The organism is Paludicola sp. MB14-C6 (assembly GCF_030908625.1).
Lineage (GTDB): Bacteria > Bacillota > Clostridia > Oscillospirales > Ruminococcaceae > Paludihabitans.
This window is the reverse complement of record NZ_CP133133.1, coordinates 790,880-803,329: the sequence shown is the minus strand read 5'-3', so window position 1 is coordinate 803,329 and position 12,450 is coordinate 790,880. Positions and strand designations below refer to the sequence as shown.

General features: G+C 34.3%; 13 protein-coding genes and 1 other annotated feature. Of the genes, 10 read left to right on the top strand and 3 right to left on the bottom strand.

Annotation, left to right across the window (positions count from 1 at the left end; all coding sequences use genetic code 11):
- The first annotated feature begins 43 nt into the window (after positions 1-43).
- The 4 genes from RBG61_RS03790 to RBG61_RS03775 all read left to right on the top strand — a co-directional run bounded on the left by RBG61_RS03790 (position 44) and on the right by RBG61_RS03775 (position 4,553).
- Positions 44-1,039 carry a deoxyguanosinetriphosphate triphosphohydrolase gene (locus RBG61_RS03790; protein WP_307945934.1) on the top strand — a complete coding sequence of 332 codons (996 nt, stop codon included), beginning with the start codon at positions 44-46 and terminating at the stop codon, positions 1,037-1,039.
- A 56-nt stretch (positions 1,040-1,095) separates the two neighbouring features.
- Positions 1,096-2,850: a DNA primase gene (gene dnaG / locus RBG61_RS03785; protein ID WP_307945931.1), complete on the top strand. Its 1,755-nt coding sequence runs from the start codon at positions 1,096-1,098 to the stop codon at positions 2,848-2,850.
- A gap of 150 nt (positions 2,851-3,000) precedes the next feature.
- Entirely contained in the window at positions 3,001-4,083 is a 1,083-nt protein-coding gene (gene rpoD, locus RBG61_RS03780; protein WP_307945929.1) for an RNA polymerase sigma factor RpoD, read from the top strand.
- Positions 4,084-4,157: 74 nt separating this feature from the next.
- Entirely contained in the window at positions 4,158-4,553 is a 396-nt protein-coding gene (locus RBG61_RS03775; protein WP_307945927.1) for an RrF2 family transcriptional regulator, read from the top strand.
- Between the two features lie 111 nt (positions 4,554-4,664).
- Here RBG61_RS03775 and RBG61_RS03770 read toward each other — a convergent pair whose 3' ends face one another.
- From RBG61_RS03770 to RBG61_RS03760, 3 genes are all read right to left on the bottom strand, one after another.
- Positions 4,665-5,132 carry a sulfite exporter TauE/SafE family protein gene (locus tag RBG61_RS03770; RefSeq protein ID WP_307945925.1) on the bottom strand — a complete coding sequence of 156 codons (468 nt, stop codon included), beginning with the start codon at positions 5,130-5,132 and terminating at the stop codon, positions 4,665-4,667.
- Complete coding sequence (locus RBG61_RS03765) at positions 5,069-5,434, bottom strand: sulfite exporter TauE/SafE family protein (protein ID WP_307945922.1); 366 nt, start codon at positions 5,432-5,434, stop codon at positions 5,069-5,071. Before RBG61_RS03765 ends, RBG61_RS03770 begins: the two co-directional genes overlap by 64 nt.
- Before the next feature lie 466 nt (positions 5,435-5,900).
- Positions 5,901-6,221 (bottom strand): DUF1292 domain-containing protein, encoded by a 321-nt coding sequence (locus tag RBG61_RS03760; RefSeq protein WP_307945920.1) that lies wholly within the window; start codon positions 6,219-6,221, stop codon positions 5,901-5,903.
- A 1,022-nt stretch (positions 6,222-7,243) separates the two neighbouring features.
- On the opposite strand from RBG61_RS03760, the gene RBG61_RS03755 reads away from it, so the two are divergent.
- The 6 genes from RBG61_RS03755 to RBG61_RS03730 all read left to right on the top strand — a co-directional run bounded on the left by RBG61_RS03755 (position 7,244) and on the right by RBG61_RS03730 (position 12,111).
- On the top strand, positions 7,244-9,019 hold the full coding sequence (locus RBG61_RS03755; protein WP_307945918.1) for an Rqc2 family fibronectin-binding protein: 1,776 nt from the start codon (positions 7,244-7,246) through the stop codon (positions 9,017-9,019).
- Between the two features lie 39 nt (positions 9,020-9,058).
- On the top strand, positions 9,059-9,553 hold the full coding sequence (locus tag RBG61_RS03750) for an REP-associated tyrosine transposase (protein WP_307945916.1): 495 nt from the start codon (positions 9,059-9,061) through the stop codon (positions 9,551-9,553).
- A gap of 26 nt (positions 9,554-9,579) precedes the next feature.
- The gene (locus RBG61_RS03745) at positions 9,580-10,299 is read left to right on the top strand and encodes an MBL fold metallo-hydrolase (protein ID WP_307945913.1); all 720 of its coding nucleotides are present in this window, start codon (positions 9,580-9,582) and stop codon (positions 10,297-10,299) included.
- Between the two features lie 112 nt (positions 10,300-10,411).
- Positions 10,412-10,900, top strand: coding sequence for an RNA polymerase sigma factor (locus RBG61_RS03740; RefSeq protein WP_307945911.1), 489 nt, complete (start codon positions 10,412-10,414; stop codon positions 10,898-10,900).
- Positions 10,900-11,442 (top strand): zf-HC2 domain-containing protein, encoded by a 543-nt coding sequence (locus RBG61_RS03735; protein ID WP_307945909.1) that lies wholly within the window; start codon positions 10,900-10,902, stop codon positions 11,440-11,442. Before RBG61_RS03740 ends, RBG61_RS03735 begins: the two co-directional genes overlap by 1 nt.
- A 3-nt stretch (positions 11,443-11,445) precedes the next feature.
- On the top strand, positions 11,446-12,111 hold the full coding sequence (locus RBG61_RS03730; protein WP_307945907.1) for a hypothetical protein: 666 nt from the start codon (positions 11,446-11,448) through the stop codon (positions 12,109-12,111).
- 81 nt (positions 12,112-12,192) lie between these two features.
- Positions 12,193-12,443: a binding site (T-box leader), on the top strand.
- Positions 12,444-12,450: the final 7 nt, after the last annotated feature.

Genomic DNA, 12,450 nt, shown 5'->3' with positions numbered 1-12,450 from the left:
ATAAAAATAGTTTTATTTATAAGAAAGGTGGATGAATAATCTTATGATACGGGAAGATTTGGAACGGCTTGAAGTCAACATACTTTCACCATATGCATCCCTTTCTTCTAAATCTAAAGGAAGAATTATTGAAACCGAAAAATGTGATTTTAGAACAGAGTATCAACGTGATCGTGATAAAATACTGCATTGTAATTCGTTTCGAAGATTAAAACATAAAACTCAAGTGTTTTTATCTCCACAGGGCGATCATTATCGTACTCGTTTGACTCATACGTTGGAAGTATCCCAAATTGCAAGAACGATTTCACGTTGCCTTCGCTTAAATGAAGATTTAACTGAGGCAATTGCACTTGGCCATGATTTAGGTCATACGCCTTTTGGACATGCCGGTGAATATGTATTGAACGAACTTCATGATGGTGGATTTCTTCATAATATACAAAGTGTTCGAGTAGTTGACCATATTGAAAACTACGGAAAAGGGCTAAACTTAACTTATGAAGTGAAGAATGGTATTGCTTGTCATTCCGATAATCTAGTAGATGCAACTACGCTAGAAGGACGAGTGGTTCGCATATCCGATAAAATTGCGTATATCAATCATGATATTGAAGATGCAATTCGTGCAGGAGTGCTTCGAGAATCCGATTTACCATATGATAGTATTTATATATTAGGCCGCACAAAAAGCGAGCGAATCACTACTATGATTCAATCCATTGTTGAATACAGCAAAGATGATATTCAAATGGCTGATGAAGTATTAAAAGCACATAACGGCTTAAAAGCATTTATGTTTGAAAACGTTTATAGTAATTCTGAGGCTAAGTCTGAAGATAAAAAAGCGCAAGATATTGTAAAAGTGCTTTATGAATATTATTTGCATCATGTGAATGAGTTACCTGATTTTTATCATACTATTATCGAAAAATTCGGTATGAAACAGGCTGTTTGTGATTATGTTGCTGGAATGACTGATCAATTTGCAGTGGAGCTATATAAAGAGATGTATATACCAAAATTCTGGAGTAGATAAGTGCCGAGCATTGACGTTGCATATTGAGTTAATAAGAAATCTAGGAGGTGAGTGAAATGATTCCACAAAGCTTTATCGACCAATTAGTTCAAACTTGTGATATTGAAGAAGTGATTTCTTCTTATGTAAATGTCAAAAGAGCGGGACGTAACATAAAGGCATTGTGTCCGTTTCATTCAGAAAAAACACCTTCTATGGTAGTTTACCAAGATACACAATCTTTTTTTTGTTTTGGCTGTGGAGCCGGTGGCGATGTTATCAACTTTATTATGCAGGCTGAAAACTTAGATTATGTAGAAGCAATTCATTTTTTAGCAAAACGAGTAGGTTTAAATGTACCCGATGAAAAAAGCGATGATACGCAAATGCAGCTAAAGCAGGCGATTCTTAAAATAAACCGAGAAGCTGCAAAGTTTTTTCATATGTGCTTAAAACAACCATTAGGTGCTAAGGGATATGCTTATTTTAAAAATCGTGAATTATCAGATAAAACAATTACGACTTACGGGTTAGGCTATGCTCCTGATTCATGGACTTCATTGACCGATTATTTAAAGAGCAAAGGCTATAAGGAAGAAGAATTAGTTGCAGCAGCGGTGTGCTCCAAAGCGAAAAGTGGAAGATGCTTTGATATGTTTCGTAATCGGGTTATGTTTCCGATTATTGACTTGCGTGGAAATGTCATTGGATTTGGCGGTCGTGTATTAGACGATAGTAAGCCCAAATACTTAAACTCCCCCGATACTTTAGTATTTAAAAAAAGCAGAAATCTATTTTCTTTAAATTTCGCAAAGCATGAAATTAAGGACACTTTAATTTTAGCAGAAGGCTATATGGATGTTATTGCAATCCATGCGGCAGGCTTTCATAATGTTGTTGCAACATTGGGAACGGCGTTAACGGAAGAGCAAGCAAGGCTTATCAGTAAATATGCAAGTCAAGTAGTAGTAGCATATGACTCCGATGAAGCAGGTCAAAAAGCAATTCATAGAGCAATCAATCTTCTTTCTCAAGTTGGAATTACTACAAGAGCATTGAAGATGGAAGGTGCAAAAGATCCTGATGAATACATAAAAAAATTCGGAGCAAAGCGATTTGAGCTGCAAATTAACGGTGCGGTTGATGTAATTGAGTATGAATTAGCGAAATTACGGGAACAATTTGATATGGCGACTCCAGCTGGTAAAGCGGAGTATTTGTCTAAAGCAATTAACATTTTATCGGATATTGAAAGTAAGCTTTCCCGTGAAGTATATGCAGGGTTTGTAGCAAATGAAACCGGTGCAATGCCACAATCCGTTGTAGAACAGGCAGAAAAATTGCGTATTAAAAAATACAAAGCACAAGAGAAAAAAGAATGGCGGGAAATTGAGCAAAATAAGTTCATGATCAAAGATAAAGTTAACCCTGAAAAGAAAGATAATTTGAAAGCTGCACTTGCAGAAGAAGGAATAATTGCTTTCTTGTTTAGACATCCCGATTGTATTAAAAATACAAAAGAGAAGTTATCCCCAGAGGATTTTGCAACGACGTTTAACAAGAGAATTTATGAAGCGATGATTGAAACGTATGAAAAGCAAAATGAATTGGTGGTATCTTCGTTAAACTATGCATTTTCTCCAGAAGAAATGGCGGGAATATCGGGGATATTAGCAAGAAATAGTAATATTTCTAATAATTTGGATACACTAATGTCGTACATTGACGCCTTGTTAATTGCGACACAAACATTAAAAAAAGATGAGATACTGACAAGTGATATTGATGATTTAGAGCAATATCGAAAGCAACTATTAAACAAGAAAAAGTAATGTATACTTATTTGCATTTAAACAATGATAATTATTTAAAAAAAGCTTTCATTAATGCGCTTTTTTAAATGCAAAAAGAAGATTTAAAGGTAAATTAGTATTGATACAATAGATGATAGTGACACTTAAATTTTGAAATGGAGAATGATTATGGCTGAAAATGGCAAAAAAATGACGGTTATGGAGCTTTTGGAGCGTGGTAAGGCGCAAGGAAAGCTTACAACACAAGAAATTACCGATACATTGGAAGAACTCGATTTTGACATGGAACAAATGGACAAGTTGTATGAGTCTTTAGAAGCAATGAATATCGAAGTAATCGAAGATTTTACTCCTGATTTGGATATAGAGATAGATACAACTGATCCTGCGATTGTTGAAGTTGAGTTACAAGCAGAAGGCGTCAATATTGATGACCCAGTAAAAGTGTATCTAAAGGAAATTGGACGTGTTCCATTGCTTAGCTCCGATGAAGAAATCGATCTTGCAACCAGAATGGCAGAAGGCGACATTCGTGCTCGCAAAAGACTTTCTGAGGCCAATTTAAGATTGGTAGTAAGTATTGCAAAACGTTATGTTGGTCGTGGTATGCAATTCTTAGACTTAATCCAAGAGGGTAACTTAGGCTTAATTAAAGCAGTAGAAAAATTTGATTATACAAAAGGCTTTAAATTTTCCACATATGCTACTTGGTGGATTCGTCAAGCAATTACTCGTGCTATTGCCGACCAAGCAAGAACAATTCGTATTCCTGTTCATATGGTTGAAACAATCAATAAAGTAAAAAAAGTGAGCAGCCAATTGCTTCATAAAAACGGACATGATCCAAGTGCAGAGGAAATTGCAAAAGAATTGGATATGCCTGTTGATAAAGTGCGTGAAATTATTCGTGTTGCTCAAGAGCCAGTTTCTCTTGAAACTCCTATCGGTGAAGAAGAGGATAGCCACTTAGGTGATTTTATTCCGGATGATGATGCATTAGCTCCGGATGATGCAGCTTCTCATATTCTTTTAAAAGAGCAATTAAGCGGCGTTTTATCCACTTTAACCGATCGAGAGGAAAAAGTATTACGTTTACGTTTTGGCTTAGAAGATGGCCGTTCTCGCACCTTAGAAGAGGTTGGTAAAGAGTTTAATGTAACACGTGAACGTATTCGCCAGATTGAAGCAAAAGCATTAAGAAAGCTCCGTCATCCTAGCCGTAGTAAAAAGTTAAAAGATTTCTTAGATTAAATTTGACTTTTATGAAAAAAAGGATTAAACTATATAAATATAGTATAGTTTTAAATTTTCACTAGGAGGATCATATGCATATTACATTAGAAGCAGATTATGCAGTAAGAATTGTAGTATATTTAGCTGATGCGAAACAAAGAGCAGATGCGAATACGATTTCTGAAGCTACAGGCGTATCTTTGAGATTTGCATTAAAAATATTAAGAAATTTAGTTTCAAGTGGTATTGTAAAGTCTTTTAAAGGAACGCAGGGCGGTTACGAATTGAACCAAGATCCAAAGCAAATTACGCTGAAATCTGTTTTAGAGGCTGTAGAGGGTGAATATCGATTTAGCCGTTGCTTAAATCCCGAGTCTCCTTGTACACGTCCAAAAGAATATGATTGTAAGGTGCAAAAGGTTTTTTGTAAGATTACAAGCGAAGTGCAAAAAATGTTGGATGAAGTTACAATTGATAGCTTGTGCTAATCATTACATAAAAAGCAGTTCTGTGTATTTGTTTAGAAATTTAACTCGGTAATTAATATAATAAAATATGAAAACCACGACATTTCGTCGTGGTTTTTTTGTATATAAAAATCATTGTAACATACGAAAACTGATTTCTTTTATCTCATCATCAATTTTCCTTTCTTTTTCAAACAATTGATGAATGCCAATTATTAAGATGAAAAATGCAAAAAGCTTAGATAATAGTTTGGCATCTAAAACAGTTGCAACAAATACTCCCAAAACGGCACCGATACTACCTGTTATAATCGCTTTGAAAGCAATTTTCTTAACAACAAGCTTATGTCTAATATGAATAATAAGAGAAATAATAGCAATGGGAATAAAAAAGACAAGATTCATAAGTTGTGCTTCTAGTTGGTTTGTTGATAAAACAGCGGTTAAATAAATTAAAAGGACAAAGCCGCCACCGATACCTAATGCAGCACAAATTCCGGATAGAATTCCAACCATTATTAATATAACATATTCCATCATTTCATTAAAATCCGAATAGCGGAAACAATCATAATAATTGCAAATATCTTTCTTAGCCATCTGTTTTTTAATCTCATTAGTAAAAAAGAACCTGCAATTGCTCCTACAATACCAGCAGATGTAATGGTTAAAAAGCTCGCTGGATCGAATCGTATTCCTTTCATAAAATAAATGACAGTACTGAGGATGCTTAATGGCAAAATAATTGCAATGGATGTAGCGTGAGCTTTTCTTGGCTCAACTTCTAAAGCTTGCAGCATAGGAACTACAAGCAATCCACCACCTGCGCCGAAAAAACCATTTAACAGTCCTGCTATAAATCCAACAAGATAGTATTTCGTTTTAATTATTATTTGTTTCATTCATCATACCATTTAAAATAAAAATATTAAAAGGGAAGTAGCATTACTTCCCTTACTAGTATGACAAAGACTAAAATAAATATTCGTAGAATAATTTCTTAAAAACATTTCATTTTAGTAATTGAGACAATCCGCCAATGAATATAATGAAATAGATAAAACAAAAGGCTCAAACCCGAAGGTTTAAGCCGTGTTTTTAAATACATCCACCTTGAAGTCGTATAGCATAATAAAAACCCGCAGTAAAGCAGGCGGGTAGCCTCCTCAAGAACATTGTGCTCCCAACGTCCGCTTAAAGCGGGAGGTCTGCATTCCAGTCAAGAGAGTACCGGCTCCCTAGATTATAAGTGTTGGATTTATAACAACTATACTAACTAGGCAAGGCAGAAGATTCGGAAAATTAGAAAATGTATCTTACAACATTATTATAACGCATAATGTGTAAAAAGTACATTGGTAAATAAAGTTATTCTTGTTCGTCTTCGAATAGCTCTTCTTCGAACATTTTTGAAAGTTTCTCTAAGAAAATGTTACCAACTTTTTGGTATTCATCTTCATCATCAATAGAAACCATCATTTCTTCACCATTATCATCTAATTGAGATTTTAAAATAATTAAATCGCCGTCATCGTCAACAGTTTCTTCAGGATTTTCATAATAAGGAATTAACGCAAAATAACGTTCATCGTTTAGTTCCATTATGTCTAAAAGCTCAAAAGTTTGTTCTACGCCTTCTTCGTCAATTAGTGTATAAATATCTGGGTTGAAATCCATTTCATCAGCCATTTCAAATTTCTCCTTTCATAAGCTCAATCAAAGCATATAGCCATATTAGATATCCATTTTCAATATCAAGCAGCTATCACCGGTTGAGCACCCAAATTGGGTATATAATGATTTTACAAGCAATTTGGTTAAATGTCAATCACTCCGACTATATTAGACAAAATGTCTATAATTATTCAAACAAAATTATAAAAACTATTGACAATGCATATTGCATGTGCTATATTATAGACATAGAAGATAACCAAATATCTTTTAGGAGGTGTTACCGATGTACAGCGAAGACATTTCATCGGAACCATCAATTCAAACGAATGCAACTATGAGTTCTTCCTAACAAAGAGGTATCAAGTGTCCATCATATAGAGTTTCTATTATATTAGATGGAGCGGTACGTATTAAAACATTTCGTTATAGTGAAAGTTCTCGTTATTGTTTTGAATTGAGTAATGAAGGGCGATTCGTTTTCCCTAATAAAAAGAAAAGGTGAGTCCAATGAAATAATTGCAGTTAAGTATTGGAATATCAAAAGAAAAAGGTGAATCCAATGGCTTAAACTTGGCAACTCGAAATTTGATATAGTAAGGTGAGTCCAATGAAATAGTTAGACTTTTTCCGGATTATATTAGAAAGGTGAGTCCAATGCAATAGCAACATAAAATTGAATCATTTCTATCAGAAAAAGGTGATACCCGATGGGCAGTTGAGTTAGAAAAATCAATTGCGAAAGAAAGGGTGGATGCTATGATTGTAAGTAAACGTAAAAGGTATTTGCTAATCGAATAAATTGATGGGAGTGAGACCGCCAAACAATTAAACTTTGGCTAAATTAGAATATATCCTGTTCATAATATACTCAAAACCTCAGGCTATGGCTTGAGGTTTTGTTTTTGCTTGCATTACCCTAATGTGTTTCCATCCGAAGCGTCATCATCATTCTCATTGCAATACCATTGTTTTTCGTGTACAATAGTATTATTCGAGAAAAATAGGTAAATTAAATAAGAAGGATGGTGAACATTATGGCATTAGACGGCGTATTTTTAAGTGTAATTGCAAAAGAAATAGAAACGAATGTGTTAAATGCCCGAGTGGAAAAGATATCTCAACCGTCTAAGGAAGAAATCATCATTTCTCTTCGCTATAAAAACGAAACAGGTGCAGGAAGTAAGAAGCTATTACTTTCTGCAAATGCAAATTCCCCTAGAATTCATTTTACAAATATTGCGTTAGAAAATCCGCAATCCCCACCTATGTTTTGTATGCTGTTAAGAAAGCATTTAAATACAGGTAGATTAATAGCAGTAAGACAAAGTGGGCTTGACCGTGTTTTATGTCTTGATTTTGAAGCAGTCAATGAATTGGGCGATTTAACCACGAATACAGTTGTCATTGAAATTATGGGTAGGCACTCTAATATTATTTTAATCAACCAAGACAATAAAATAATTGATTCTATTAAACGTATAACAAATGAGGTTTCGAGTGTTCGTATGGTGTTGCCGGGAATGAGCTATCAAGCTCCCCCAGCGCAAGACAAGCTAAACTTATTTACAGCATCAATGGATGAAGTGATACAGCGTTTTTATAAAACTCCTTCTATTGATGTCGCAAAATCCATTATGCAAACGCTAGAGGGTATCTCTCCGTTATTAGCAAGAGAGTTAAGCTATTTAGCTTTAAAAGGGCAGGATATCGAAAAAGACAGATTGTCTGATTACTATAAGCAACGTATTATAGACACGCTAAATGAACTAAAACAAAATCTGCAAATAGGGAATTTACAATTAACTGTCTGCATTGAGGATTCGTTAAAACTCAATGATTTTACTCTTTATGATATTAATCAGTACGGCAGTAAACCAAAGAAAACGGTATATGAAACAACAAGTGCGTTGTTAGATAGCTTCTATGCAGATCGAGATCAGCAACAACGTATGAAGCAGCGCTCAAATGACCTTTTAAAGCTATTGATGAACACAAGTGAACGTATTACGAAAAAGTTGGCTTTACAGCAAGCTGAACTTTTAGAATGTGCCAACCGTGACACATTAAAAGCATATGGCGATTTAATCAATGCAAATATCTATCGAATTGAAAAGGGTATGCATGAAGTGACACTAGAGAATTTTTACGAAGAGGCTTGCCCAAGCGTTACAATTAAGCTTGATCCAAGAAAAGGACCGGCACAAAATGCACAGCACTATTATTTAGAATATAGAAAAGCACAAACAGCAGAGCAAATGCTGCATGATTTAATGGCAAAATCCCAAATGGAATTGACCTATATTGACAGTGTATTTGATGCAGTTTCCCGAACAAAAGGGGAAAGTGAATTACTTGAAATTAGAGAAGAGCTTGCCGAACAAGGTTATATTCGTGCTACAAAACAAAAGAGCAGGATGTTAAAGGCACAACCACCAATTGCATATCGATCAAGTGATGGGTACTCTATTCTTTGTGGACGAAACAATAAACAAAATGACAAGCTTACTTTGAAAGTTGCACGAAACAGTGATTTATGGTTGCACACGCAAGAAATTGCAGGTTCACATGTTATCATTGAAACGAATGGCGAAGGTATGGATGTACCTGTACGTACGATAACAGAGGCTGCGATTATTGCTGCAACAAATTCGCAAGGTAGAAATTCAGCACAAGTAGCTGTAGACTACACCCTTGTGAGATACGTTAAGAAACCGAATGGAGCAAAACCGGGTATGGTCATCTTCACCGATTATTATACAGCCTATGTCACACCAGACGCCCAATTAGTAGAGAGTTTACGAGTGAAGTAAGAGAGTTTTATATTGTTTAAATAATTGGTGGTGACTGTTATGGATTTACCGCAACGGAAAAGGATAAGATTAGTAAATTATGATTATTCGCAGAATAATGCTTATTTCATTACGATATGCACTCATAATAGAGAAATGTTGTTTGGTTCTGTAGGGGACGATTCCATATCGTCCCGCGTGATTAAAGAAATATTTTTAAGGACAATACATCAATTTTCTTGTGTAAATTCTCCTAAATTTGTTATTATGCCAAATCATTTTCACGCAATTATTGTGATAGAACGGGCGGATATGGAATCCGCCCCTACATTATCGGATATTATACAATCATTTAAACGCTATTCTACAATTGAATACATAAAACTAGTGAAGAATGGTGTTTTACCATCATTTGAGAATCGAATCTGGCAACGTTCTTTTCACGACCATATTATTCGCAATGAAAATGAATATCAACTAATCTGGAACTACATTGATACTAATCCTTTAACATGGCAGGACGATTGCTTTTATATCAATAAAGCAATTCACTAATATTCATTTAAGAAAGAGACACTATTATGCTAAAACAACTAACCAACAATATATATTATCTTCCTGCAACAGATGAGGCGGATCGCCCAACTTTAGGTTATATCAAAGGTACGCGATGTTCTTTGATTGTCGATGCAGGAAATTCAAAAGAACATACTGATTTATTTCAACAAGAACTATATAAAGCAAATCTACCAATAGCAGACTATGTTGCCATTACGCATTGGCACTGGGATCATACCTTTGGAATGCATGCGATAGCAGGAAAAACGATAGCGAGCAGACTAACCAATGAGCGACTTAAAACTGTTGCAACATGGGAATGGACAGAAGAAGCAATGCAACACCGCTTACAAACAGGTGAAGACATTACATTTTGCGATACACATATTCGTGTGGAATATCCGAATCGAAATCAAATTGTTGTAAAAACAGCTGATGTCGTTTTTGAAAATCATCTTACCATCGATTTAGGAAATTTAACATGTGAACTTATTAGAGTTGGAGGCCCACATAGTGAAGATTCAGTCATTATCTATGTGCCGGAAGAAAAAGTTTTGTTTATGGGTGATGTGGATTGTAGTGATTATTATCACAATAATGGTAAATATGATAAAGTAAAACTAGAAGAATTGATTCAAATTTTAGAAGCAATTGATTTTACAATTGGTGTACTAGGTCATGATTTACCACAAAGCAAACAAGAGATTATTGATTATCAAAAAGAAGAACTAGCAAAGATATAGAACGAATCAATAGCGTGTCATTGACACGCTATTTTTGCAAAATAAAATTATTTCCAAATCCTTGTAACAAAATTGTCTTAATTGTGACTAATAATATGAAAGGGGGAATTTCGTGTTACCAATAGAAGAATTGTACGTACGAAATAAACAAGATGTTTATTATTATCTCATGAGTTTAACACATAATCCAACCCTTTCAGAGGACTTGTTGTCAGAAACTTTTTTAAACGCAATCAAATCATTGCCAAACTTTAAAGGGGATTCAACAATTAAAACATGGTTATTCTCTATTGCAAGAAACTTATGGCTGCAAAATTTAAGAAAGCAAAAGCCAACATTAGAATACGATGACCTTTTAGAATTATATGTAACAGATAGTTTTGAGGAGCGATACATAGCAAAGCAAGCCATAACCCGTTTGCAAGAATTGCTCCTAACAAAAGATGGAAATATGCAAAAGGTATTCCAAATGCGTGTTGACGGATATTCTTATCATGAAATTGCAACGAAGCTTCATATTTCAGAAAGTTCAGCAAGGGTTATTGATTTTCGCATCAAGAAATGGTTAAAAGCGACACTTCAAGAGGAGGAGTTGATATAATGTCATATGAATATAAAATTACTTGTGCTGTATGTCAAGATTTAATTCCGTTAGTAAATGATCATGTTGCAAGTGAAGAAAGTGAACAGTTAGTATTAGAACACACACAAATTTGTAAAACCTGTCGGGATTTATTAGAGCAAATAAATTTGCCACATGAAATACAAGTGGATGATAAAAAAATAATTCAAGCAATAAAAAAATATTATGTTAAAATCGGATTGGCAGTTTTGCTAGTTGGTGCGATTTTGGGAGTAGCAATGAGCCGTTCAGACGCTCAATTTTATAATTTAATACTAATGCCAGTGTTAGGCGTTATTAGCGTATTCTTACTAGGCAAAAAGTTTTGGATTAGCTTAGTTGGTATCATAGTTGTATCCTATGTTGGCGAGATAGTGATTTATGTATTGTTTACTAGAACTATTGAATGGAAATATCTATTTACTGCACCACTGACAATGATGGTAATCTATTTGGTTTTAACAGCAGTTGGTATTATCATAGGCGGTTTGTTAAAATTTGCATTCAAAAAGGAGAAATAAATAATGACAAAAAAGAAATTAGCATTAAAGGTTATTTGCGCTGCAATCGCATTTGTTTTGATATTTTTCATCTTTTTTATTTTAAATAGTTTTGTTGGCAATCCAATATCATCAACCATTGCAAAAAATAAAATTGAAGCATATGTAAGTGAGAATTATGATATTTCGGATCTTGAATTAGGAAAAACATGGTACAATTTTAAAGACGGAAAATATCAAATAAGAATAAAATCTAAAACGAGCAAACATACTGATTTTTACATTGCATATGGAAGACATGAAATCTACGATAGCTATTTAAGTGGTGAAGTGGGCTGCTATTTGACGGATATTATAAGAAAGGAATATTCATATGAAGGAGTAGATTTCATATTTCATTTTGGAAGATTCGAAAAATCTATGATAAAACAAAAAATTCATATACCAATAGATCTGAATAATATTCCTGTTGAGGTTAATTTAAATATCAATGCATATTCTGATAATCCAAGCAAGGAAGAATCAAAAAAGTTAATGATAGAAGCATACAGGATTATGAAAAAGAACAATATCTCTATAGCAAACTATTCAGTGTCGTTAAGAAAGCCTAACATGACAGATGAGGATTTTAAGCATACGGATGAGTGGAGTTTGAGTGGTATTCCAGCCTCTGAAATTGCAAAATGGTAGGGTTGAATAGATTTTATCAAAATTAAGTCCACCCGTTGACATTTTTTGAAATTTTGCATATAATATATATTACATCATATTTTATAAGCGTTGACAAGGAGGAGTACACACTCTTCGAAGCCTTAGAGAGAAAGCGGATGGTGAAAGCTTTCGTGAGGATTGTGTGGAAGGTAGCCTTTGAGCTTTGAACTGAACAAGAGTAATCTTAAGTAGGCTTCAACGGGTTCTCCCGTTATAGAGAAACAATATCGGAAGTTTTCCCGTATTGATTGAGTGCAAAGGTTTTTCTTTGAATTTAGGTGGTAACACGGACATATAAGTTCGCCCTAAGCAAGCGTT

What these genes read in the sequence shown, in the direction of transcription:
- RBG61_RS03790 (WP_307945934.1), top strand. Translation starts at nt 44, where the DNA reads ATGATACGGGAAGATTTGGAACGGCTTGAAGTCAACATACTTTCACCA.
- dnaG (WP_307945931.1), top strand. Translation starts at nt 1,096, where the DNA reads ATGATTCCACAAAGCTTTATCGACCAATTAGTTCAAACTTGTGATATT.
- rpoD (WP_307945929.1), top strand. Translation starts at nt 3,001, where the DNA reads ATGGCTGAAAATGGCAAAAAAATGACGGTTATGGAGCTTTTGGAGCGT.
- RBG61_RS03775 (WP_307945927.1), top strand. Translation starts at nt 4,158, where the DNA reads ATGCATATTACATTAGAAGCAGATTATGCAGTAAGAATTGTAGTATAT.
- RBG61_RS03770 (WP_307945925.1), bottom strand. Translation starts at nt 5,132, where the DNA reads ATGGCTAAGAAAGATATTTGCAATTATTATGATTGTTTCCGCTATTCG.
- RBG61_RS03765 (WP_307945922.1), bottom strand. Translation starts at nt 5,434, where the DNA reads ATGAAACAAATAATAATTAAAACGAAATACTATCTTGTTGGATTTATA.
- RBG61_RS03760 (WP_307945920.1), bottom strand. Translation starts at nt 6,221, where the DNA reads ATGGCTGATGAAATGGATTTCAACCCAGATATTTATACACTAATTGAC.
- RBG61_RS03755 (WP_307945918.1), top strand. Translation starts at nt 7,244, where the DNA reads ATGGCATTAGACGGCGTATTTTTAAGTGTAATTGCAAAAGAAATAGAA.
- RBG61_RS03750 (WP_307945916.1), top strand. Translation starts at nt 9,059, where the DNA reads ATGGATTTACCGCAACGGAAAAGGATAAGATTAGTAAATTATGATTAT.
- RBG61_RS03745 (WP_307945913.1), top strand. Translation starts at nt 9,580, where the DNA reads ATGCTAAAACAACTAACCAACAATATATATTATCTTCCTGCAACAGAT.
- RBG61_RS03735 (WP_307945909.1), top strand. Translation starts at nt 10,900, where the DNA reads ATGTCATATGAATATAAAATTACTTGTGCTGTATGTCAAGATTTAATT.
- RBG61_RS03730 (WP_307945907.1), top strand. Translation starts at nt 11,446, where the DNA reads ATGACAAAAAAGAAATTAGCATTAAAGGTTATTTGCGCTGCAATCGCA.